At 40.6% G+C, this 23,871-nt stretch carries 13 protein-coding genes; 4 read left to right on the plus strand and 9 right to left on the minus strand.

Annotated features, from left to right (window positions below; all coding sequences use genetic code 11):
- Positions 1-76: 76 nt before the first annotated feature.
- Complete coding sequence (locus tag P0077_RS16100; RefSeq protein ID WP_276169216.1) at positions 77-1,300, plus strand: multidrug effflux MFS transporter; 1,224 nt, start codon at positions 77-79, stop codon at positions 1,298-1,300.
- Between the two features lie 72 nt (positions 1,301-1,372).
- On the opposite strand, the gene acs is transcribed toward P0077_RS16100, so the two are convergent.
- The 7 genes from acs to nagB form a co-directional block, all read right to left on the minus strand.
- Complete coding sequence (acs, locus tag P0077_RS16105) at positions 1,373-3,280, minus strand: acetate--CoA ligase (RefSeq protein WP_276166234.1); 1,908 nt, start codon at positions 3,278-3,280, stop codon at positions 1,373-1,375.
- A 109-nt stretch (positions 3,281-3,389) separates the two neighbouring features.
- Positions 3,390-5,102: a sodium:solute symporter family protein gene (locus P0077_RS16110; protein WP_276166235.1), complete on the minus strand. Its 1,713-nt coding sequence runs from the start codon at positions 5,100-5,102 to the stop codon at positions 3,390-3,392.
- 23 nt (positions 5,103-5,125) lie between these two features.
- Complete coding sequence (locus P0077_RS16115; RefSeq protein WP_194530209.1) at positions 5,126-5,386, minus strand: DUF4212 domain-containing protein; 261 nt, start codon at positions 5,384-5,386, stop codon at positions 5,126-5,128.
- A gap of 153 nt (positions 5,387-5,539) precedes the next feature.
- Positions 5,540-6,616, minus strand: coding sequence for an anhydro-N-acetylmuramic acid kinase (locus P0077_RS16120; RefSeq protein WP_276166236.1), 1,077 nt, complete (start codon positions 6,614-6,616; stop codon positions 5,540-5,542).
- Positions 6,617-6,619: 3 nt separating this feature from the next.
- On the minus strand, positions 6,620-8,194 hold the full coding sequence (locus P0077_RS16125) for a glycoside hydrolase family 3 protein (protein ID WP_276166237.1): 1,575 nt from the start codon (positions 8,192-8,194) through the stop codon (positions 6,620-6,622).
- Positions 8,187-9,461: an MFS transporter gene (locus P0077_RS16130; RefSeq protein ID WP_276166238.1), complete on the minus strand. Its 1,275-nt coding sequence runs from the start codon at positions 9,459-9,461 to the stop codon at positions 8,187-8,189. The genes P0077_RS16125 and P0077_RS16130 overlap by 8 nt, the downstream gene beginning before the upstream one ends.
- A 183-nt stretch (positions 9,462-9,644) precedes the next feature.
- Positions 9,645-11,573, minus strand: coding sequence for a glucosamine-6-phosphate deaminase (gene nagB / locus P0077_RS16135; RefSeq protein WP_276166239.1), 1,929 nt, complete (start codon positions 11,571-11,573; stop codon positions 9,645-9,647).
- Positions 11,574-11,768: 195 nt separating this feature from the next.
- Between nagB and P0077_RS16140 the strand changes: the two genes are divergently transcribed.
- Positions 11,769-12,518 (plus strand): DeoR/GlpR family DNA-binding transcription regulator, encoded by a 750-nt coding sequence (locus P0077_RS16140; RefSeq protein WP_194526818.1) that lies wholly within the window; start codon positions 11,769-11,771, stop codon positions 12,516-12,518.
- 5 nt (positions 12,519-12,523) lie between these two features.
- Complete coding sequence (locus tag P0077_RS16145; RefSeq protein ID WP_276166240.1) at positions 12,524-13,333, plus strand: N-acetylmuramic acid 6-phosphate etherase; 810 nt, start codon at positions 12,524-12,526, stop codon at positions 13,331-13,333.
- A gap of 2 nt (positions 13,334-13,335) precedes the next feature.
- Here the strand turns inward: P0077_RS16145 and P0077_RS16150 are convergent, their stop codons facing one another.
- Positions 13,336-13,737: a c-type cytochrome gene (locus P0077_RS16150; RefSeq protein WP_276166241.1), complete on the minus strand. Its 402-nt coding sequence runs from the start codon at positions 13,735-13,737 to the stop codon at positions 13,336-13,338.
- Positions 13,738-13,788: 51 nt separating this feature from the next.
- Positions 13,789-14,910, minus strand: coding sequence for a PQQ-dependent sugar dehydrogenase (locus tag P0077_RS16155; protein ID WP_276166242.1), 1,122 nt, complete (start codon positions 14,908-14,910; stop codon positions 13,789-13,791).
- Between the two features lie 136 nt (positions 14,911-15,046).
- Between P0077_RS16155 and P0077_RS16160 the strand changes: the two genes are divergently transcribed.
- Positions 15,047-23,821, plus strand: coding sequence for a T9SS type B sorting domain-containing protein (locus P0077_RS16160; protein WP_276166243.1), 8,775 nt, complete (start codon positions 15,047-15,049; stop codon positions 23,819-23,821).
- Positions 23,822-23,871: the final 50 nt, after the last annotated feature.

Genomic DNA, 23,871 nt, shown 5'->3' on the forward strand with positions numbered 1-23,871 from the left:
TGAAGCATTATTGGACTTATACCTAAAAGGAACTTTTAACAATGCCCTTTTCTACCTGAATATGTACTTTTGTACCATGCAAAATGACAACGTAAAACCCAATTTTGAATTCATAGCCTTAATGGCTTCTCTTATGTCTATTGTGGCCTTGGCCATAGATGCGTTATTGCCTGCTTTGTCCAACATTGGGATTACCGTTAACAGCTTAGACCCAATAAAAAATCAGCTGTTAATCACCATGATTTTCCTAGGTCTTGGCGTGGGACAATTGTTTTTTGGACCCTTGTCCGATAGTTACGGCAGGAAGCCTGTAGTTTACATTGGTTTCTCGCTTTTTGCTGTTGCAAGCGTAATATGTGTATTAGCACCTACATTGGAAATAATGATTGTAGGTCGTATTCTACAAGGTATTGGCCTGTCAGCACCACGTACCATAGCTATTTCTATAATTAGGGATACCTATAAAGGCGATTATATGGCAAAAATTATGTCTTTTGTTACCGCGTTCTTTATTTTGGTACCTGTAGTGGCTCCAGCCATTGGCAAGTGGATTATGGACGCTTTTGGATGGGAATATATATTTTACATCCAATTGTTTTTCAGTTTTATAGTGAGTATCTGGTTTTGGAAACGGCAACCGGAAACTTTAAAACCTCAATTTAAAATACCGTTCTCTGCTTCGGTTTTTATCAGTGGCTCAAAAGAGTTTTTTAGATATCGCGAAACCGTTGCTTTTACATTTGCATCTGGCTTTGTAACGGGTGCTTTTTTGGTGTACTTAAGTTCATCTCAGCATGTATTTGAGGATCAATACGGTATGGTGGAAAACTTTCCCTACATATTTGCAGGTCTTGCTTGCTCCATTGGCCTTTCTACTTTTTTGAACGGTACGCTGGTAATACGCTTTGGTATGCGCCGTTTGGCGCTGACGGCTATGAGTGCATTTTGTATCATAGCAATGTCTTATGTGGTGATGTTTTGGGGTAGGCCCAACCCGGGTATGCCAGTGCTGGTTGCATTTTTATTCGCTCAATTCTTGTGTTTAGGTTTTTTATGGGGAAATTTTAGATCTATAGCTATGGAGCCTATTGGGCATATAGCAGGAATTGGAGCTGCTATAAATGGTTTTATTTCAACCCTTCTTTCCGTGCCTATAGCAAATTATATAGGCGGATATGTTCAGGATACGGTTTGGCCCATGTTTGCAGGTCTTACTATTTGTGGTGTACTTTCTTTGGTGACCATATTATTGGGAACCAAAGGAAAGGTGCTTGCCACTGCTGAGCGAAGTAGTCTTTAAATTTTTGAAAGTAAAATAATTCGGGTAGAAGGGTATATTAAGTAGTCTCTTCTACCCGAATTTTATGTTGATTTATATAGCATTTTCTATAATCTCTTCAACCACTTCTGGATTTAGGAGCGTACTGGTATCTCCCAAATTGGAAGTGTCTTTTGAAGCTATTTTTCTAAGAATACGGCGCATAATCTTTCCGCTACGTGTTTTGGGCAATCCGGATACAAACTGAATTTTATCCAACTTGGCAATAGGGCCGATATGTTCTGTAATCTGCTGGTTAATTTCTCTTCGTACATTATCACGATCTCTAGTTTCCCCAAATTCTTTCAGAATAACATAACCGTATAATGCATTTCCTTTTACATCATGAGGGAAGCCAACAATAGCGCTTTCCGCAACCGCTGGATGTTCGTTGATCGCGTCCTCAATTGGCGCTGTTCCTAGGTTGTGCCCTGAAACAATAATAACATCATCTACCCGTCCCGTAATTCTGTAGTAGCCAACAGCGTCGCGTAATGCACCATCTCCTGTAAAATACATGTCTTTATAGGCGGAAAAATAAGTGTCTCTGTACCTGTCGTGATTTCCCCAAATAGTTCTCGCGATAGAAGGCCATGGGAATTTAATACATAACCTTCCCGATACCTGATTGCCTTTTATTTCTTTCCCTTCTTCATCCATTAATGCGGGCTGTATACCAATAAACGGTAAAGTGGCATAGGTTGGCGTAGTGGGTGTAACATAAGGAATAGGGGTGATCATAATACCGCCTGTCTCGGTTTGCCACCAAGTATCTACAATTGGGCTATTGGTTTTTCCAACGTTGTTGTTGTACCAGTGCCATGCCTCTTCGTTGATAGGTTCACCTACGGAGCCTAATACCTTTAATGAGGAAAGATCATGTTTGTCTATAAATTCAAGGTTTTCTTTGGCTAACGCTCTAATGGCGGTCGGAGCCGTGTAAAATTGGTTCACCTTGTGCTTTTCTACAACTTCCCAAAAACGTCCATAATCTGGGTAGGAGGGAACACCTTCAAACATAACCGTAGTAGCACCATTAGCTAACGGACCATATACAATATACGAGTGTCCTGTTATCCATCCAATATCCGCGGTACACCAGTATACATCTTCCTCTCTGTATTGAAATACATTTTTAAAAGTATATGCCGAATAGACCATGTAGCCCGCTGTAGTGTGTACCATTCCCTTAGGTTTTCCTGTAGATCCAGAGGTGTATAGTATGAACAATGGGTCTTCCGCATTCATAATTTCCGCAACGCAATCGGCGTAGGCTTCGTCAAGCAATGGCTGTAACCATTTATCTCTACCTTCTTCCATAGGTATATCAGTGTTGATGCGTTTTGCAACTAACACATTTTTAACTCCTGGGCAATCTTCTAAAGCTTTGTCTACAATGCTTTTTAAGTCGATTGTTTTTGAACCCCGATAAGAACCATCCGATGTTAGTACAATCTTACAATCGGAGTCGTTGATCCGCGTGGAAAGTGCATTGGATGAAAACCCTGCAAAAACAACGGAATGAATGGCTCCAATTCTTGCACAGGCCAAAAGGGAAACAGCAAGTTCAGGTATCATCGGTAGATAGATACAAACTCGATCACCTTTTTGAACCCCGTGGTCTTTTAAGACGTTTGCCATGCGGCATACTCTCTCGTGCAAGTCTCTGTAGGTAATATGTTGCGCTTCCTCATTAGGGTCGTTCGGTTCAAAAAGTAGGGCCGTTTTTTCTCCCCGTGTGGGCAAATGTCTATCAATGCAATTTTCGGTAATATTGAGTTTCGCCCCTTCAAACCATTTAATTTCAGGCTTAGTAAAATCCCAACTTAAAACATTGTCCCATTTTTTACGCCAAACAAAATGTTCTTCCGCAATCTCTTCCCAAAAGGCCTCAGGATTTCTAACGGATTTTCTATATACTTGGTAGTATTCTTCTAAATGTTTAATGTGGTAATTACTCATTCTGCCTTGATTGTTTTAATTATATGGTTAATATCCAAAAAAAATCATTTACCACTTATCTTTAAGATCTAATGGTAATTTTTAAAGGATACCTAAAATTACATAAAATTTAGTGGATTGTTGCTTCTTTTGCACCTGTAGGAATGCGAATATCTTCAACTATTTCCTGTACTTCTTTTGGCGGTTCTGGAGTGAATTTCATGATGACGATGGAAACAATAAAATTCACGAACATGGCAACACTTCCAAAACCCTCTGGTGATATGCCAAACCACCAATCTTTTTCTAGATCGGCTACAGCTTCCTTTCCTCCATCAAATAGGCCAAACTTGAACTTTAGCATATAGAACAACATTAAGGAAATACCAATGACCATGCCTGCAATAGCCCCTTCTTTATTCATTTTCTTATAAAAAATCCCCAATACAATTGCGGGAAAGAAAGAAGCCGCTGCGAGACCAAAAGCTAGGGCAACCACTGCTGCTACAAACCCAGGAGGGTTGATGCCAAAATAGCCGGCAACTACAACTGCTACGGTAGCAGCGCCACGAGCAGCCCAAAGTTCTCCTTTTTCCGTAATACTAGGTGCTATTATTTTTTTGATCAAGTCATGTGAAACCGATGCGGAAATCACTAGAAGTAGTCCTGCAGCAGTGGATAGGGCCGCAGCCAAACTTCCGGCTGCTACAAGGGCGATTACCCACGCAGGCAAATCTGCAATTTCCGGGTTTGCCAGAACCATAATGTCTGGGTCCACAATGAGTTCATTTTTTGCTTTATCGGCTACATATTGAATCTTTCCATCTCCATTTTTATCGGTAAAATTTAACAGCCCTGTGGTTTCCCAGTTTGTGATCCATTCAGGCATTTTGGCGTATTCTTGATTGCTGACCGTTTTAATCATATTGGTTCTAGCAAATACGGCCACAGCCGGTGCCGTGGTGTAAAGAATAGCTATTAACAGCAGGGCGAGCCCAGCGGATTTTCGGGCATCCTTCACGCGCTTTACAGTAAAAAAACGAACGATTACATGAGGTAATCCTGCCGTACCCACCATTAAGGCCAGCGTAATCATAAAAATATCTATTGTGGATTTTTTTCCTTCGGTGTATTCAGCAAAACCCAGTTCGGTGGAAAGGCCGTTTAGTTTATCCAGTAAATACATACCGGAGCCATCGTTCAATTTAGCGCCCATGCCCAATTGTGGAATAGGGTTTCCGGTCATTTGAATGGATATAAAAATAGCTGGAACCATAAAGGCGAATATTAAAACACAGTATTGGGCTACTTGCGTATAGGTGATACCTTTCATTCCGCCTAAAACAGCATAAAACAGCACGATAACCATTCCTATGATTACTCCTGTATTGATGTCTACTTCAAGAAACCTAGAAAATACAACCCCAACGCCCCGCATTTGTCCGGCTACATAGGTAAACGAAACAATTAAGGCACAGATAACCGCAACGATTCTTGCAGTCTTTGAGTAATAGCGGTCACCGATAAAATCCGGTACCGTAAATTTCCCGAATTTTCGGAGGTAGGGGGCTAAGAGTAGTGCTAGCAGTACATAGCCACCGGTCCACCCCATTAAATATACGGACCCATCATAACCTGCAAAGGAAATAATGCCGGCCATGGAGATAAATGATGCGGCGGACATCCAATCTGCGGCTGTAGCCATACCATTGGCCAAAGGGGATACTCCACCACCGGCAACATAAAATTCTTTTGTTGATCCGGCTCTAGACCAAATGGCAATGCCTATATACAGGGTAAATGTGAGTCCTACTAAAAGGTACGTCCAGGTTTGAACTGTCATAATCGGGTTGGTTAGGTTGCTATTTATTCGTTGAATCCATATTTTTTATCCAATTTGTTCATGAGCCGTACATAGACAAAAATGAGGATGACAAAAACATAGATAGAACCTTGTTGAGCAAACCAGAAACCTAGTTCAAATCCGCCAATTTTTATTTCATTTAAAGATTCTTTGAACAAGATGCCCGCACCGTAAGAAACCGCAAACCAAATGGCCAGTAAAATAAATAGATATTTTATATTTTCTTTCCAGTAGGCAGATGCGTGTTCTTGTTTTTCAGACATTTTTAGGAATTTAGATTGTGATGTTGAAAATAATGATTTTTACTCGATAAATAGAGATTAAATACTCCTAGGCTTTCCTAGAATTCAAATTGTATCATTTTAATGCCTCATGGTCTTGTCCTGAAGTACTTCACTCAAATAAAGCAGGGGTTTTTAGCTGGGCAAAAAAAGAACGCCACAAGAGGAGTCTCTTTTTGCTCCGGTAACTGAACTTAAAACATTTATCTTTTTTTCTATTCTCAGAACACCCATTAGAGCAAAGACCAAAGCCTCTTTGAACTCGATCAACTGTTTAGAGGGAACAACTACTTTTGCCGAATCACCTAATTTTTGCTGAAGTGTTTCTACAAGAAAGTCATTTAATGCACCTCCGCCGGTAACGAACAGTGTACTTCCGGTTTTTTTCTTATTTGCTTTTATTTGAATAGCCACCTGCTCACAGATGTGATGGACTCCCGTGCACAATAGGTTTTCCATGCTGTCTTCTGTACTCTCAACGATGGGAACAACCTCTTCTATAAACCATTCATACCCTATCGATTTTGGAAAAGGAAGCTTATAAAACTCAAGTGCATTTAGCTTTTGGAGCATTACGGTATTTATTTTGCCGTTTTTTGCAAGATTTCCGCCCGCATCATAATCCAAGTCGTTTTTTCGGGTAATGTAATTTAAAATCATGTTGGCGAGACCAATATCATAGGCAACCCGACTCCCGTTATGCTCAAAGGAGATATTACTTATGCCTCCTAAATTTAAACAGAAATCATATTTGTTGAAAAACAGTCGGTCTCCAATGGGGACAAGAGGTGCTCCTTGACCACCCAGGGCAACATCATTCGTACGAAAATCAGATACTACTTTTTGCTTGCTTGCATTGGCTAAATGTTGCCCACTACCAATCTGATAGGTAAGTCCGTTTTCTGGTTGGTGGTGCGTTGTATGACCATGACTAGCTATGTAGTCTACCTCTAGGCCATTATCTTCAATAAATAAGTTACATTGCTCACCCAGCCAGGTGCCGTATGTATTATTTAGTTTTAAAAGTGAGTCTGCGGGCAAAAGAATGGCGTCTTTTAATTGGCTTTGCATTTCAGCGGAGTATGAAACACTTTTGGTTTTTTTAATACCAAATTGCCAGGTATGCCCTTCCTGCCAAATAGTGCAATAGGCCAGGTCCAACCCATCTAATGAGGTGCCGGACATAAGCCCTAAAATTTTATATGTTGTCATAGTTTAAATGGTTACGGGTAGTTTTCCTTGTACTTCTAAATTACCTAAAAAATGATTTGCTGCGACTTCTTGAAACGATATTAAATTTTGATATGCGATAACCACTGCCTTAGCATTTTCAACATTGATATGGTTTAGTACATAGGGATTTCCAAATAGGTAAAGAATCACATTTTTTTTAGCTATAATTTCATTGATGAAAGCCAGTTCGTCTTGAGTAAAACCGAAGTTGTTAGTAGGTTTTATTTGAGGTGGAAAAATCGCTAAAAGAAAATTTTTGTCACTTTCCTCAGTAAGGGTTTTATCTGATACTACGTTGAATTTTTTGTGTTTTTTAATCGAGTTAAAAAACCGATTTTCATGATACAACGGTAGTTGTACACCTGTAAATGCTCCTGTATTAAATTCGGTAATTACCTCATTTGTGCCTTGGTATAGTGTAATACTTTGCTGGGCTATTTCTGTGTTTAATACATCAGGATTTGTTAAGGTGGTACTTGAAATTTTTGTGGACGCAATCGCTTTTTCTTTTAATCTCCAAAAACGATTAAAACTCTCTTGTATCTGTGTTTCGGAACTATTTTTCAAGATGGTATCTATGCCTTCTTTAACATGTTCAGCAAAACAAAGCACATCATTTCCAGCATCAAAAGCAAGCCATTCCAACTCTCCTTTTGTTGGAAAGTTTTTTGAAACTGCATGCATGTTCAGTGCATCGGAAATAACCACTCCCTTATATCCCATTTCTGTTCTAAGAACTCCTTTTATAATATCTTTTGATATGCTCGAAGGTGTATCCGTTTCGTTTGCTAGAGCAGGAACGGATAAATGTCCCGCCATAACGGAATCTACACCTTCTAAAATTAGTTGTTGAAATGGATATAGTTCATTATTGGTCAACTCTTCTTTGGTCTTGTTTATTAGGGGCAGTCCCAAATGTGAATCTGTTGCCGTATCTCCATGACCGGGAAAATGCTTAATACTTGTTAATATTCCCTCAGAGCGGGTGCCATGGATGTAGGCCATGGCTTTTTGAGCAACTTTTACTCTGTCCTCTCCAAAAGAACGATAGCCAATAACGGGGTTATTTGGGTTATTATTGATGTCTACACAAGGTGAAAGATTCCAATGAATTCCAGCAGCTTTGCAGTCTTTTGCAATACTTTTTCCTACTTCATAAATCAAATCATTGTGTGCATCCGGTAGTGCTCCTAGTGTAATGGCATATGGATATTGAGGTGTTTTTTCAATACGCATGGCCAGTCCCCATTCCGCATCAATCGCAATGAGTAATGGATATTTAGCTGCTTTTTGATAACGGGCGATTAGATTTTGTAATGTTTCAAAACTCTTTGCGTTAGAAACCACTTTTTTCTTTCCTTCAAAATTAGTCGCCGCACTGGCCCTACTATGGAAAAAGCACAAAGAGCCAATATGGTGTTCTTTGATCAGTTTTTCCAATTGCTGAATTTCTTCTTCAGTGTCATTGATGAACGCGGCAGGCATGAAGAGTTGCCCTACTTTTTCGGCTAAGCTTAATGTTTGCTCGGCTTGGGTATATGGTGCTATCTTAGGCATCTAATTTGGTTGATTTTTTCCCGAAATCTGCGGGGTATTTTATAAATTTCACTAGAAATAGAGCGGGTAGTGCAGCAATAACCACCCACACAAAGAACCCTCCGTATCCTAACCATTGTTGCATAAAGCCACTGATCATTCCCGGGAGCATCATCCCCAGTGCCATAAACCCGGTTGCAATGGCGTAGTGAGAGGTTTTGGACTTCCCTTCGGAGATGTAAATGAGGTACATTAAAAAGGCGGCGAAGCCAAATCCGTAACCAAATTTCTCAAGTATTACGGTTCCTGTAACGGCATAAACGCTTGTAGTTTTGGTCATGGCTAAAACAGCGTAGAGTACATTGGGTAGGTTTAAGGATATCACCATAGGTAACATCCATTTTTTAAGTCCATCACGAGATATTAAAATACCTCCAAGAATCCCTCCAATAGAAAGGAATATAACGCCAGCGGTGCCAAAAATAGTTCCTAATTGTTCAGTTGAATAGCCTAAACCACCTTGGTCCGGAGCGTCCAATAAAAAAGGAGCGGCCATTTTTACCAATTGAGATTCACCAAGACGGTAGGTTAAAATAAAGGCTAGAGCAATGCCTATTCCCGGTTTTTTGAAAAAGGAAGCGAATACTTCAAAAAAACCTTTTGGGGTGTCTTTGATAACCTCTGTTGAAGCTTCATACTTGGGAGCTGCAAAAAAGTTAGAAACCGTTAAGATGAGCATAAGAAAAGCGGCTGCTGTCATCGTGAGGCTCCAGGCTTTTGAATTGTCTCCGTATTTATTTTCTAGGAACCCCGCCATCACTACAATTAGACCTTCGCCGGTAACCATGGCAAGTCTATAAAAAGTACTGCGCATGCCAACAAAAAACGATTGTTTCTTCTCGGTTAAACCTAGCATATAATAACCATCTGAAGCAATATCATTGGTAGCCGAAGCAAAAGCCGCCATCCAAAAGCAAGCCAAGGTAGTGGTTAAAAAAAGGCTCGTTGGAATAGTAAGTGCGACCCCAAAAAGAGCTATTGTGATTAATAGCTGCATAGACAAAAACCATTTTCTTTTGGTACTTTTAAGGTCTACGAACGGACTCCACAGCGGTTTTAAAACCCATGGTAAGTATAAAAGGCTGGTGTATAGGCCAATGTCTTCATTGCTTACGCCCAGCTGTTTGTACATTATAACCGATACGCTTACAACTAAAACGTAGGGTAGGCCTTGGGTAAAATATAGAATGGGTACCCAGACCCATGCTCCTTTGTCTTTTTCTATCATGAAGTGAAATGTGTAGCTTGAAATTTAAAAGTGGTTTAAAGCTACTATTTTTAAGAGTATCTTGTGTAGAAATCAACCCTTGTTCCAGATTTTTTTAACATGTCTGGGAAGGATGATTTTTGTTTTCTAGAAATAACAGAGGCCTGTTAATTTTACGTAACAGGCCTTTGTTTATAAGGCTAATTAGAATCTGTACCGTACAAAAGCTTCCATGGCCGCGTAATGTGAAAGCCCAAGGGCACGGTATCTCTCGGCGGTATTTTTATTTCGTTCTTCGGCGCGCATCCAGAATTCTCTAGAGTCATCACCTTGGAACATAACCCCGTCTTTTTGAGACTGATGGCAGAAAATAGCATAACGTTTTTTGAGAACTTGACTAGGACTCATTGGTACGGCCATTTCAATTTCATCAACATCCCATTCGTGCCACGCACCTCTGTAAAGCCACAACCAACAATCGTCCATGAACGGTTCAGGTTTTAGCCTTCTCATTGCTTCAAAAACTGCATCAAGACACACTTTGTGAGTTCCGTGTGGGTCTGCCAAATCTCCTGCAGCAAAAATCTGATGTGGTTTTATTTCGGAAATAATGTCCATCATAATTTTTATATCCGTCTCGGAAAGGTTGTTCTTTTTGATGGTTCCGGTTTCGTAAAACGGAAGGTCTAGAAAGTAAACATTTGAATCGTCCAAACCTAAATAGCGAACGGCTGCGTAAGATTCACCTCGTCTTATATTCCCCTTTAATTTTCTTACTTCTAGAGAATCAAAACTACTGTCTTTCTTCTCTTTAATCGTATCGATTATCTTTTGAGCGGCCTCTGAGGGTGCTATTCGCTTTGATATTTCGGCATATCGCATAGCGTCAGTATCCGAAACGGCAATATTACCGGAAGTTTGGTACACTACATGAACGTCATGCCCTTGTTCTATAAGCCTATCAAAGGTCCCACCCATTGAAATTACATCATCATCAGGGTGAGGGCTAAAAATGATCACCCGTTTTTTTGCAGGTTCTGCGCGCTCGGGACGGCTAGAATCGTCAGCGTTTGGTTTTCCTCCCGGCCAGCCCGTAATAGTATGTTGTAGTTTGTTGAACATTTTAATGTTCAGGTCATAGGAATCTTCCATGGCAAGCAACCCGGACATACCATTGTCATTGTAATCCTTATCGGTTAAGCTCAGGATAGATTTATTGGTTTCTTTACAAAGCCAGACGATTGCCTTGGAGCTTAAACTCTCTGTCCACTCTAAAGACTCATCTACGAGCCAAGGAGTTTTGTTACGTGTTAATTGGCTCCCGGCACCGGTATCTAAAACGAACGTACAGTTTTTGTGGTTTTGTAAATACGTAGCCGGAACTTGAGGGGAAATCTCTCCTTCAACTGTTTTTTTAATAATGCTAGCTTTGTTTTCACCCCATCCTAAAAGGACTATCCGTTTGGCGCTCATAACCGTGGCAATACCCATGGTAATCGCTTTTCTAGGTACATTGTCTATTCCTAAAAAGGCAGGTGCCGCATCAACTATGGTAATATGGTCCAATGTAATAACCCGTGTACCGGAATTGTAATGTGATCCCGGTTCGTTGAACCCCACGTGACCCGTACGGCCAATACCTAGAAGTTGAAAATCCAGCCCACCATTTTTTTTGATTTTATCGTCGTAGGCAATACAATATTCAATCACTTTTTCGCTTGGTATAGTACCATCGGGAATATGGATGTTTTCAGGTGCAATATTCACATGATTGAAAAGGTGCTCATGCATAAAATACCAGTAACTTTGACGGTTTTCCTTTTCCATTGGAAGGTATTCGTCTAGATTAAAGGTTACTACGTTGTGAAAGCTAAGGCCTTCTTCGTTGTGCATTCTAACGAGTTCCTCATACACTTTTATGGGAGACGATCCGGTAGCTAGGCCTAACACACAATTCTTATTAGCAGCTTGTTTCTTTCTGATGAGCGTAGCAATCTCTTCGGCAACTTTAATAGAAGCCTGGTAAGAGTCAGAGAATATCACGTTGTGAATCTTCTCAAAGCGGGTTTCTTCAAATTGACCTACGGGCCTGTACTTAATATCGGCCCTATTTTTTTCTAGAATTGTTTTCATATTAGCTGCTATTTTGTGTGCGTTGTGTTTGTTTCAATACGGCAAATATATGCAAACGAAATCCATTTTTGCTGTTTTATGCGTTTTTAAGATGCTGTTTTTTGCAATTATTAATGATAATTTAACTTTAGTCTAGAATAAAACGGCAATTCTCATATTTTGCTATCTTTGTTGATGAATTTAATTTAAGCGATAATGTTAAAAGAAGAGCGGCAGCAGACTATTCTTAACGAAGTGGAACTGCATAATAGGATTCTCTTGACCGATATAGCCGATACTTTAGATGTTTCTATTGATACTATTAGAAGGGATGTTAAGGAGCTAGATGCCGAAAAAAAGTTGCGGCGTGTTCACGGCGGAGCCATATCTCTGGGTTTTACTACGAATAGTACACGTAACAGTAATATATATAAACAGAAGGACAAAATTAGAATAGCAGAGAAAGCATTGGCCCTTATAAAAGATGGTAGTGTGATTTTTGTTGATGGAGGAACTACCTGTCTAGAGTTGGCGCAGTTGATACCCGAACATATAGAAGTAACCTGTTTTACACACAGTCTACCGGTAGCGATGGAGTTGCTTACAAAACCCAATGTGACCGTTATAATGGTTGGCGGGCAGGTTTCAGGGGAATCACAGACCGCTATTGGTGCCAATGCCATTCACAATTTAGCGGAAATAAAAGTAGACTATAGTTTTATTGGAACCGGTTATGTGGACTCATATTTTGGGTTAACAGAATTTGATTGGGATATTGTGCAAGTGAAGAAAGCCGTAATTAAATGCTCAAAAAAAACGGTACTTTTGTCCATCTCAGAAAAACTCAATTCGCAACATCGCTATAAAACATGTGATATTAATGCAATTAATACCCTAATAACGGAGTTAGAACCAGAGAACGACCTTTTAAACTCATTTAGAAACCACGATATTAGAATCCTTTAAGTAGTATGCAGTATTCCAAAATAACCGAAACACCATCTAACCACAACCATTTAGAAAAGATGGATACCACTACCTTACTTCAAAAAATGAATGAAGAGGACCAAAAAGTGGCTGATGCCGTTGCTGCGGCAATTCCACAAATCACAAAATTGGTAGATGGGCTAGCGGAACGTTTTGAAAAAGGAGGTCGCTTATTTTATATTGGAGCAGGAACTAGTGGCAGATTGGGCATTTTGGACGCTTCTGAAATTCCGCCAACTTTTGGTATGCCACATACTAGGGTTATTGGCCTAATTGCCGGTGGTGATACTGCCATACGAAAAGCAGTTGAAAATGCAGAGGATGACGGTGTGCAAGCATGGAAAGATATGATGGAGCACAATATAACAGATATTGATGTGGTAGTTGGTATTGCTGCTTCCGGAACCACCCCTTATGTTTTAGGAGGTATTGCCGAAGCAAAGAAAAATGGACTTCTTACAGCTGGTATTACAAATAATCCAGGGGCTCCTTTGGCGGTTGCTGTAGATATTCCCATAGAATTAAATGTAGGTCCTGAATTCTTGACAGGAAGTACAAGAATGAAAAGTGGAACCTCTCAGAAATTGGCCTTAAACATGATTTCTACAGCCTTAATGATAAAGATAGGTAGGGTAAAAGGCAACAAGATGGTCAATATGCAGTTGAGCAATAGTAAATTGGTGGATAGGGGAGCGCGCTATGTTTCCGAAGGTTTAGGTATTGATTACGATAAAGCGGAGAAATTACTTAAAAAACATGGGTCTGTAAAAGCGGCTATTGATGCTGGTGCATAGGCTTACTTCTTTATAGCCCCTACCTCTTCAGGTGTTACTATTTTGTCTGAAGAATTCCCCCATGAATTCATTATGTAGTTCATAACGTCCGCTATTTCTTCATCCTCAAGCCCCATCGAAGGCATGATATTGTTATAGGTGACTCCGTTTACAATCATTTGTCCTTGCTGACCGTATTTTACACCATGTATACTTGCTTGTCGGTTTTGAGCAAGATAATCGGACTCTGCTAAAGGGGGAAATGTGCTTGCTATACCTTCTCCTTCTTCTAAATGACAAGTAACACAGAAATCGGCATAGATTTCACTACCTCTGAGCATACTTTCTGCTAACTCAGATTCTTGTGCTTGTGCGAAGCATCCCATTGAAATCAAGCAGACTAGGGTATTGAAAATAAGTTTCATTTATATTGTTCGGTTGAAATTAAGCAAACGATTGATAAAACAGTTTTTTGTCTAGGGTTTAGGCGCTAGTTTGTAAATTCCTTTTCCTTCGATGGCTACGTAAATTAACCCGTCAGGACCTTCTTTTACATCTCGCACCCGACCTAAATCCGTCAATAATTTTTCTCTTTTTACAACTTTGGTACCCTCCATTTCTAGACGTTCCATGTATTGGAATTTTAACGAACCTACAAGAATACTACCTTTCCAGTTTTTATAATTATCCGTAGTTACGAACGCCATGCCACTTGGTGCTATGCTAGGCACCCAATAGTGAATAGGTTGTGTCATGCCCTCCATCTCGGTTTTATCCGTGATAGAAGTGCCACTATAGTTTACACCATAGGTAACCACAGGCCATCCGTAATTGGCACCTGCTTTAATAATATTTATTTCATCTCCGCCTTTTGGACCATGCTCATTATCCCATATTTCACCGGTTTCAGGATGTTTAATCAAGCCCTGTGGATTTCGGTGTCCGTAACTGTAAATTGCGGTTTTGGCACCTTCTTTCCCTACAAAGGGATTATCCTCAGGAATTCTTCCATCGTCATAAAATCGATAAATTTTGCCACCATCGCGGGTTATGTCTTGTGGATTTTCATCTCGTGCACCACGTTCACCAATGGATAGATATAAGTAGCCATCATTATCAAATTCAATACGCGAACCAAAGTGTTGGCCTTTTGTTGTATTTGGAGAAGCTTTGTAAATTACCTCTTTGTTAGTCAGTGTGTTGTCACTTAGTTTGCATCGCATTAATGCCGTGTGCCCACCTTTTTCTTCCCCTTCTTCTGACGCATAAGAAATATAAATCCACCCCGTAGTTTTATAATCTGGATGCAATTCAATATCTAACAGTCCACCTTGTCCTCTTTGGTATACTTCGGGAACGTTTTTTACATTCGTCTTTTCTCCGTTTTTGTAATGAATCAGTTCTCCGGATTTTTCGGTAATCAAAAGCTCATTTTCGTTTAAAAAAACGAAACCCCATGGAGTCTGCAGTTCATCGATCAGTAGTTGAGCGGTGTACGGGGTGTTTTGTGGGGTATCTACCTTGTTTTCAGTATCTTGAGCGCAAGAATAACTAAGAGTTATCGCAGCTAAGGCTATCGTTAATACACTATTTTGCATAATTTGACGTTAAATGATATTATTAAGGTATCCCGTTATGGTTAAAGATAACGAGAATTTATAAGTTTAAAAGAAATACCCGAGAGAAAGTGATGCATCCCAAATCGCTCATTTTCTTTTTAAAATGACTTAACCTATGCTCCCAAAAAAAACACAGCGTATTCTGTACGCGCTACTGTTAATGACCTTTTCAGTGGTTTGTACTTCTGCTATAGCCGGCAAGAAGGCCTTCAATATCTATGCTGAAGTAGCCTCTGCCGTTAAAGAAGTAGTTTCAGTTAAAAGCGAAGCTGCCAATAGTGCCAAGTCTATTTCAACCAAGGCTCTAAAAAGTAGCACGGCTAAAGAAGCCGCTGCCGCTCCTATGTTTTCGACTATTATTCAGAATGCAGATGAAGAAGTGGGTTGTACGGCCAATGGTTTTACAGTGGCACGTTTTAATCTTTGTGGTGATTCTGATGATGAAATTATTTCGCTTTCCGGTTCATACTCTAATGTTTCGTGGCAAGTCCTAGGAGGTAGTTGTAGTCCTGATATAAACCAAGATTGTCCCAATACAAATATATCCTGTTATACGGAAGTAGCTAATACGGATACTTTTCAATTAGATGCGAGTAGTATTTCAGCTACCTCTGGAGCAGAGTATCGTGTTGTTGCCGATGGGCAACAATACTTTTTTAAGGTTAAGAAAAGTACTATTTCATACGGCGTTTCTTCTAAAGATTATGTTTGTAACAACCCTGGTAGAATTGAGATTACAGGTCTTCCCAACAGTTATCAATTTAACCTTAGCGAAGGAGGATCGGTTGTAAGGCCTTATCAATCTTCTTCTATTTTTTCAAATTTAGATCCAGGTACCTATACCGTAAAAGCAAGATTGAATATTTCCGGGCAGGTATGTGAATATTTAATTGGCCCTATTGAGATTGAGCCAGTAGATATTGAAATTGATGTAACATTCACAAATCCTACATGTAGTGGAGAGACAGGTTCAATAGATGTAACGGTGAATCCTGAAGTTCCTGGTCCTTATGTGTATACTTTATTAGATGATAGTGGAGCGGAAATAGAGTTTACTTCAACTATATCTAGTAACACCTATACGTTTGGAGCTGTTAGTGAAGGTACGTATGCAGTTAAAGTAGAAACAAATGATTGTAAGGAAGATATTCCAAATGGAATTGCAGCTCCAATTCAATATACGGATACTAGTGGAAACCCAATTACGGTAGGAACAGGGCTAAGTCCTATAACTGTCATTACGGATACCAATGGTATGAGCTTTGGATGTTCAACGATTTCAAGTGTAGATATAGATGTTACACCTTCTGGAGGTTCGGGTACGTATAGCTATACGGTAAGTGATGGAGGAAATTCGGGCGGTAACTTTACAGGAACTAGCTCATATACGGTTACCAGTCCAGGTACCTATACATTTTATATTACCGATGATCAGGGATGTACAGCGGAAAAATCTGAATATGTAGCGGAATTGGAGGCGCCGGATGTTACAGCATCTGACATAGTAGGTACGTGTACCAATGGAGGTGGAAAGGTAGATTTTAACGTTATCGATCCTAAAGGTTTTAACTTAGAATTTAGGGCTACCAATAACGCTGGCGACCCTTTTACAAGTTCTTCTACCATACCTGTTGCTGATGGAACTTATAATATTGTAGAAGTTCAGTATTCTCAAGGAGCTTTTACTTGTGTATTGTCTCTGCCTGCGGTTACGGTTACGTCAGCAGGTGGCCTGAGCAGTACGGCTTCAATGACCCAAGACTATACTTGTATCAATGGAGGAGGAATAATCGACTTCACACCGGCAACTGGTGGTTCAGGTACCGGGTACGAATACAGTGTGGATAATGTAACCTTCCAATCCGGAACTACGTTTACTGGTTTAACGCCAGGCAGCTATATTCCTTACGTAAGGGACGATGCAGGGTGTTTGCAGGCATTAGGACCAATAGATATCACGGAGCCGACACCACCGGACTCCATAACTTTCGCTCAAGATAACTTGGATTGTAGTACAGGGACCAGTAGGGTTACTGTTGATGTTCTTCCGGCAACTTATACGGTTACACAATACGAAATTGTTTCATCTAATCCTTCTACGACACTTCCTCCAGCGCAGGCAAGTAATGTTTTTCCTGGTTTGGATTTAGATACTTCGTACCAATTTGAAATTACAGATGATAGTGGTTGTACCCATACGGCAAGTTTTACAACCGGTGGATTTAGTACTATTAGAGCTCGTGTAAAATCTGGTGGAGATAGAAGAGTTTGTCCTTCTGCTACAGATGGGAACGGCGCATTTTTAATAGATGGTTTTGCTGTGGATTATGATTATACCATAGTTCAATTACCTGGTACTACAATTACTAGTGGAACCAGTACAGATCAAGAAATTCCCATTACGGGTCTAGGTGCCGGTACTTATGAAATTACAGTAACCGATAATGATACCAACTGTACTTCAACTGCGTCTTTTGATGTAATAGAAGCTGCAACTCCGTTAAGTGTTACCGGAGCGGTAACCGATATGAGTTGTCAGAATAACAACATTGGTAGAGTAACAGGAACAGGTGTTGGCGGCTTTGGCGGATATCGTTATGAATTGGAATGGCCAGGAGGAACTTTACAAGGCCCAAAAACAGGAAGGACTTTTGGTAATTTAACGGAAGAAGGTACATATACCTTAACGGTAATAGACTCTGAAGGATGTACGGCTTCAACGACTTTTTCGTTGACTAGTTTAGATGCCCCAACTATTGCAGAAGGAACAATAGATTATTGCTATTCAGCCACTAATCAAGGAGAGATTTCGGTTACGTCAACGGCGGGATCCGCAGCCCTGGGTACACATCAATATCGTATTAATGGTGGATCATTGGTAGGAACCGGTGGCACACATACGTTTACAGGTTTGGTACCGGGTAATTATACTATTGAGGTAGTAGATGGTAACGGTTGTACGGCATCAACATCATCAATTAGAATACCACCGCAGGTTCAAGTTAGTTTGGATATAGCAAGTGAAATACCTTGTGGAGGAGATGGAGAGATGGAAATAAGTATAAATGGAGGCGATATTTCCAATTTGGGTGCCACATCATATACTATTGAGTATCGTGATGTAAGCCCTAATCCCTTTACACCCGTATCGGGCCATGATGGGGTACAGCTACCTTCTGGGAATTTCAACTATACAGTTCCTTTTGGAAACCATGGAGATTACCAAGTAACAGTTACCGACTCCAATGGATGTGCCAATACTTCAGAAATTATAACTTTTGAAGAACCTACGAATATTGCTGCTACGCATAGAATAGAAGGTCCAAGTTGTGGTGATCCAAATAGCGGGTTTGTTGAGGTTATACCTACAGTATCATCTGGTATTCCTCCATTTGAGGTCGTTTTTGCTCCCGCTGGGAACTTGACTGCCAACCCTAGTAATCCGGATCCGACATTAACTTATGTATTCTCTGATCAAACTATATATTCAGGATTAGTAGCCGGTAACTATGAGTATGTTGTTAAGGATGCTAGAAATTGTGTCACGGCAGTAATTCCTTTAACGGTAGCCGATGATACTCGTCCCTCTCCGGATGTTATCGCAACTCCAATTGATGCTACCTGCTCTCCCGGTTCTCCCGGTGCACTATCAGGTGGAGTAACTATTGGTTTGCCTACTCCTGGTGTAGAGGACTATACCGTAATAATTGAAGATAATTTTGGAAACCCCTTCTATACACAAAATAACGTAGCGGATTCTGATTTTTCTTTAACCGTGACGGACCCTAGTCTTGTTCCAGGTAATTATCAGTTAATTGTATTGGACTCAAGAGGGTGTAGAGATATTGAGGCGTTTACTATTGGTACCTTAAGTTTGGATATTGTTCCAACATTTCCACCACCGCCAGCAATTTGCTCTCCGGGAGGAACTACAGTTTGTGTAGATATCGTAAACGGATCAGGTAGTTATGAAATACGATTGGCGGATCCGGATCCATTAGTGGGATGGACTACACCAAGTAACCCGCCTGCAAACCACTGTTTCAACAATTTGTTGTGGGGAGTGTCCTATACTGTTGAGGTGCGTGATTTAGGTACAGGTTGTACCTATGAAGAAGTAATTACCTTGCCAGATGGCCCAGGAGGAGATGTTGACATAGTTGTGGATAATGCCACATGTAGAAATGGTGATGTTGGTGTAAATTATAATATTACCTCAGGTACCGCTCCGTTTGACGTGGTTATAACCAATCTTGATACAGGTGAGGTTGTCTATACGGATTTAGGTACTTCTTTAACCACTATGGCATCTGCTATTTCAGTTCCTGGTGGTAGATATGGGGTCTCTGTTGAGGATGATGGAGGTTGCTCCTATGGAGATGAGGGCGAAGCAATTTTGTTGGCTCCACGAGTTGATATTATTAGTAACGAAAATGCAAACTGTAATGCCCTGGGTCAGTTAACGGTCAGAGGTAGTGGAGGTACGCCTTATGCATCTGGAAGTCCATATTTATATGCCTATGTGCCAGCGGGTACTCCTGTAGATAATGACGGAACAGCCACGCCAAGTGATTCTTCCGATGATTTTAGTGACGCTTCTACGGTTGCACTGCCTGGTGCATTGGCTCCCGGTATTGATTATGATATTTGGGTAAAGGATGCCAATGATTGTGCCTATAGAATTTCTGCAGCGGTTATACAGTTGAATCCTGATTTACCAGCGCCAACCATTAGTGTTGATAACCAATGTGATGTTACAACTCCCGTAGGTGGCTTTACGATTACTGTAGAGGTTCCGGGAGATATAGATACACCTACCTTCACTTTGAATGGTGAGAGTCAAACCCCTGCATACGTAGCTGGTACGCCTACTCAAGCTACGTTTACGGTAAACAATATAGGTTCTTACCCTGTAAATGTTATTGATGCCAACGGATGTGATGTGGATGATGTGGCAGAGGTATACCAAGTGTTATCGGCTTCAGGAGATTTTTCTAGTGAGCCAAGTTGTGAAGAAACGGATGGAGAGATTACAATTACGGCAGATGGCGGTAGTGGCGATTTCACCTATGTACTGACTGGTACGGATATTTTTGGTAGTCCCGTGAATATTACCGATCCTAACAATGACGGTATTTTTCCAAGTATTGCTGCCGGAGATTATCAAGTAGAAGTGACTGATAATCAGGTTACAGATGGGATAAACCCCTGTACATTTACGGTTAATGGTATAGTGAGGTCCGCTCCAACGAGTCCGGATATTGATGAAACGGGAGCTACCGATGTAAGTTGTAATGGTCTAAATGATGGAAGTATCTCGGCGTCATTAATTGCGGGAACTGATGTAGATGGTATTAAAGAGTACAACTTGTATAATAGTGATTTGGCTTCGATGCCTTCAAACTATGATAACTCATCTCGCATCGATGATAACTTATCAGGTTCTTTCTCAAACCTAGCTCCAGGTACCTATGTATTAGAGGTGGTAACGGATAGAAATTGCTATGATAGGGAAGAAGTGATTATTGGTGAACCGCCAGTTTTCACTGTAGATGCGTCGGCAGGTACATTATTATGTGAGGTTGGAGCGAACAGATTCAGTACAACCATCCTGACCGCTACGGTTAGTGGAGTTGGTAACGGTTCTGATTATGGCTTTAAAATCAATGCTACGGATAGTTATCAAACTACAAGTAGTAATACTATGGATTTTGAAATTGTAGATAATGGATCAGTCCAAACTATTAATGTATATGCCATAGATAGTAATGGTTGTGAATATATTAGTGCAGATGTAACTATTAGTCCTCCTAGTAATGTAACGGGGGTAATTACACAAGAATCTGCTATGGATTGTGAAAATCCTGAGACTATCAGAATAGATGTAACTGGTACAACTGACTTTAGTATAGTTGATCAAGGTAACTCGGTAATGCCTGTTACTACGGAAGTTGTCAACGGAGCTACTTTTGCCATATTAGACTTGCCAATGTCATCTGGTGAATACCGTTTGCAAATAAACGATAATGGAGGATGTAACTATCCATTAGAGCCATATAATGTAGATGAACCGGTATTGCCTACTGTTACTATTACGGAATCACAAGCTGTGGGTTGTTTTGGCGCCACAGATGGTGAGCTAACAATTGATGTAAGCGGATTTACGGGAGTATATGAATATTGGGTTTATGAATCCTCTGACCCAGGATTCACTGGTGGAGCTTTTGGAACACCGGTTGCTGGAAACTCAACAGGATTAATTGATACCGCAATAGATGGAAACCCTGCTGTAATTACGGGTATTGAAGGCGGTAACCACCGTGTTGTGATTCGTGAACAAGGAAAAACAGTAACGGGTTGTAACGTATTTAGCAATGTAACCGTTTTGAACACGCCTAATGGCACCCTCGCTATCACCTCTTTGGATGAAATTGGTAGAGTAGGATGTACTAATGATTTAGGTGAGATTGTAGCTACTACCCAAGGAGGATGGGATGCATCACCTTATGAATATATGCTGGAATATGAAAGTACCGTGGGTAGTGGATTCACACCTCATTCAAATCCTGCGTATGCTGATTTTGCAAACAATGGAACCAATGACACCTTTACAGGTCTATCCAGTGGTAATTACCGAGTAACCGTACGGGACATTGAAGGATGTACCCATAGTAGAGAGATTGAATTAGTGGCTCTGCCTCCTATAGAGGTGGAAGCTATTATCACACGAGAATTGGAATGCCCTACGGGTAATGATGCTATAATCGTGGCTGTGGAGCCGGGAACAACAAATCCTGGGGCAATTGGTGGTGAACCTGGAGCAGGATACCAGTATCGATTATTGCACTTAGGAAGTAATGATAATACCGACATAGATTCTATGACCGGTTACCAAAATGACCCAGAATTTTCTGGTACTTCGGGTGTTATTCCTGGAGGTTGGTACGCTGTTGAAGTAGCATCTACATTAAATTGTGGGGTGGTATCAGCACCTATTCAAGTAATTCCGCCACCACCAATTAATCCGGCATTGATTCAGACTTCAGTTCCGGCCTGTGGTAACGCGGCGACTATGATGATCCGTGTAAATAATCCGCAAGGAGGAACGTACGAATACAGTGTAAATGGATCTGGTGGTCCTTGGACGCTTATTAGTGGAACAGATTCCAATGGGCTTCCGGTAGCAACTGGTATTCCAGGTACTATTGGTAACTCATATCGCTATGAGGTTCGTAAGGTGGGTAGTTTAAGTTCTTGTCTGGCAGTTAAGACCAACGGTATTACCATTACTGATGCAGAACCATTGAGTATAGATATAAACTCTCCTACTTTTGATGTTTCGTGTGCCTACGAAGTAGATGGTAGAATAGAAGGTATTGCTAATGGAGGTACGGGTATTTATGAATTCCGAATCTATAATTCTGACCCAGGTTCTGATGCTTTCGCAGCAGAAACGATGCCTACATACCAAAACCGTACAATGCAAGATTTTGGAACTTTTGAAAACCTAGATGCTGGTGATTACTGGATTTCTGTAATTAGCCGCGCTAATTGCGGGGTGGTTGAAGGTCCGTTTACCATAGACCCAGCCATACCGGTAAATATTGTTGAATCAAGCACGCCAACAACTTGTTATGGAGAGGATGATGGTACCATTACAATGGAGGTTACAAGTGCCACGGCAGGTTTAGTTCAGTTTGCCATAGAGCCTAATTTAAGTGAGTTCTTTAGTGATCCAGATAACCCAACTGTCTATACGTTTACGGATTTACCCGCTAATACGCCCAGCAACCCTACGTATACGGTATTGGCACAAGATGCAGAAGGTTGTCCGCAGACTTTTGAAATTACCGTAACCGAACCAGAAGAATTAGAAGTTACAGATTTCAGTACAACCCCTGAAACATGTATCGGTTTTGAAGATGGTACGGCACAAATTACAATAACCGGTGGTACGCCATTTGTAGACCCTACAACATTAGATGAGTATTATGAGACTCGTTTAGTTGGTCCTAATTCTGATGGAACCGAAGTGTTCTTAAGAAATGATAATTTATATTTTGATAACTTAATAGGGGGTGAAGGGTATATTGTTTTTGTACAAGATGCCAATGGGTGTAGTACAAATGTGTTTATTCCTATAGATATAGGAGTAGATTTAACAGCAGAACCTCTAGTTCAATACGGTTGTGAAGGTATATTCCCAAATAGTACGGCTTCGGTTCAAATGCAAGAAGAGAGTTTGATTCCTGAACTGTTGTTCGCATTGAATCCTATAGACCCAACAGATGCCATTACGGCTTTGGCCACAACCGAACGTTCATGGGGAGACTTACCTGCGGGAGACCATACGGTTTATATTTACCATGAAAACGGATGTACCAACTTTGTTGAGTTTACGATTGAGGCGTATGATCCTTTAACATTAGTGGCAGAGAAAACAGGTCCAAATGAAATTACAGCAACTGCGGAAGGTGGTTTTGGAGGTTATGAATTCTTCTTTGATGGACAGTCTTATGGAAGCGAAGGCTTGTATACCACTACCGAAAGTGGCGAGGTTGAAATTAGAGTAGTAGATCAGAATGGTTGTGTGGCAGTAGCTGTTATTCCGTTTGAATTTACTGGAATGTTAGAAATACCTAATTTCTTTACGCCTAACGGTGATAATGAAAATGATTTCTGGGCACCGGGTAACCGAGAGTTCTTCCCGGATATAGAAGTAATTATCTATGACCGTTATGGTAGAGTTGTTGCGGAGTTGGACCAGGTAAGCGAATGGGATGGTCTTTATGATGGTAAAGAGCTGCCAACTGGAGACTACTGGTATGTTGTGAACCAAAATGATGATAGGGATATACGCTACGTAGGACATTTTACACTCTATAGATAAAAGTTAATTAATTATTAAAATGAAAAACGGATGTCCATTTAGGCATCCGT

Source organism: Zobellia alginiliquefaciens (assembly GCF_029323795.1).
GTDB classification, from domain to species: domain Bacteria; phylum Bacteroidota; class Bacteroidia; order Flavobacteriales; family Flavobacteriaceae; genus Zobellia; species Zobellia alginiliquefaciens.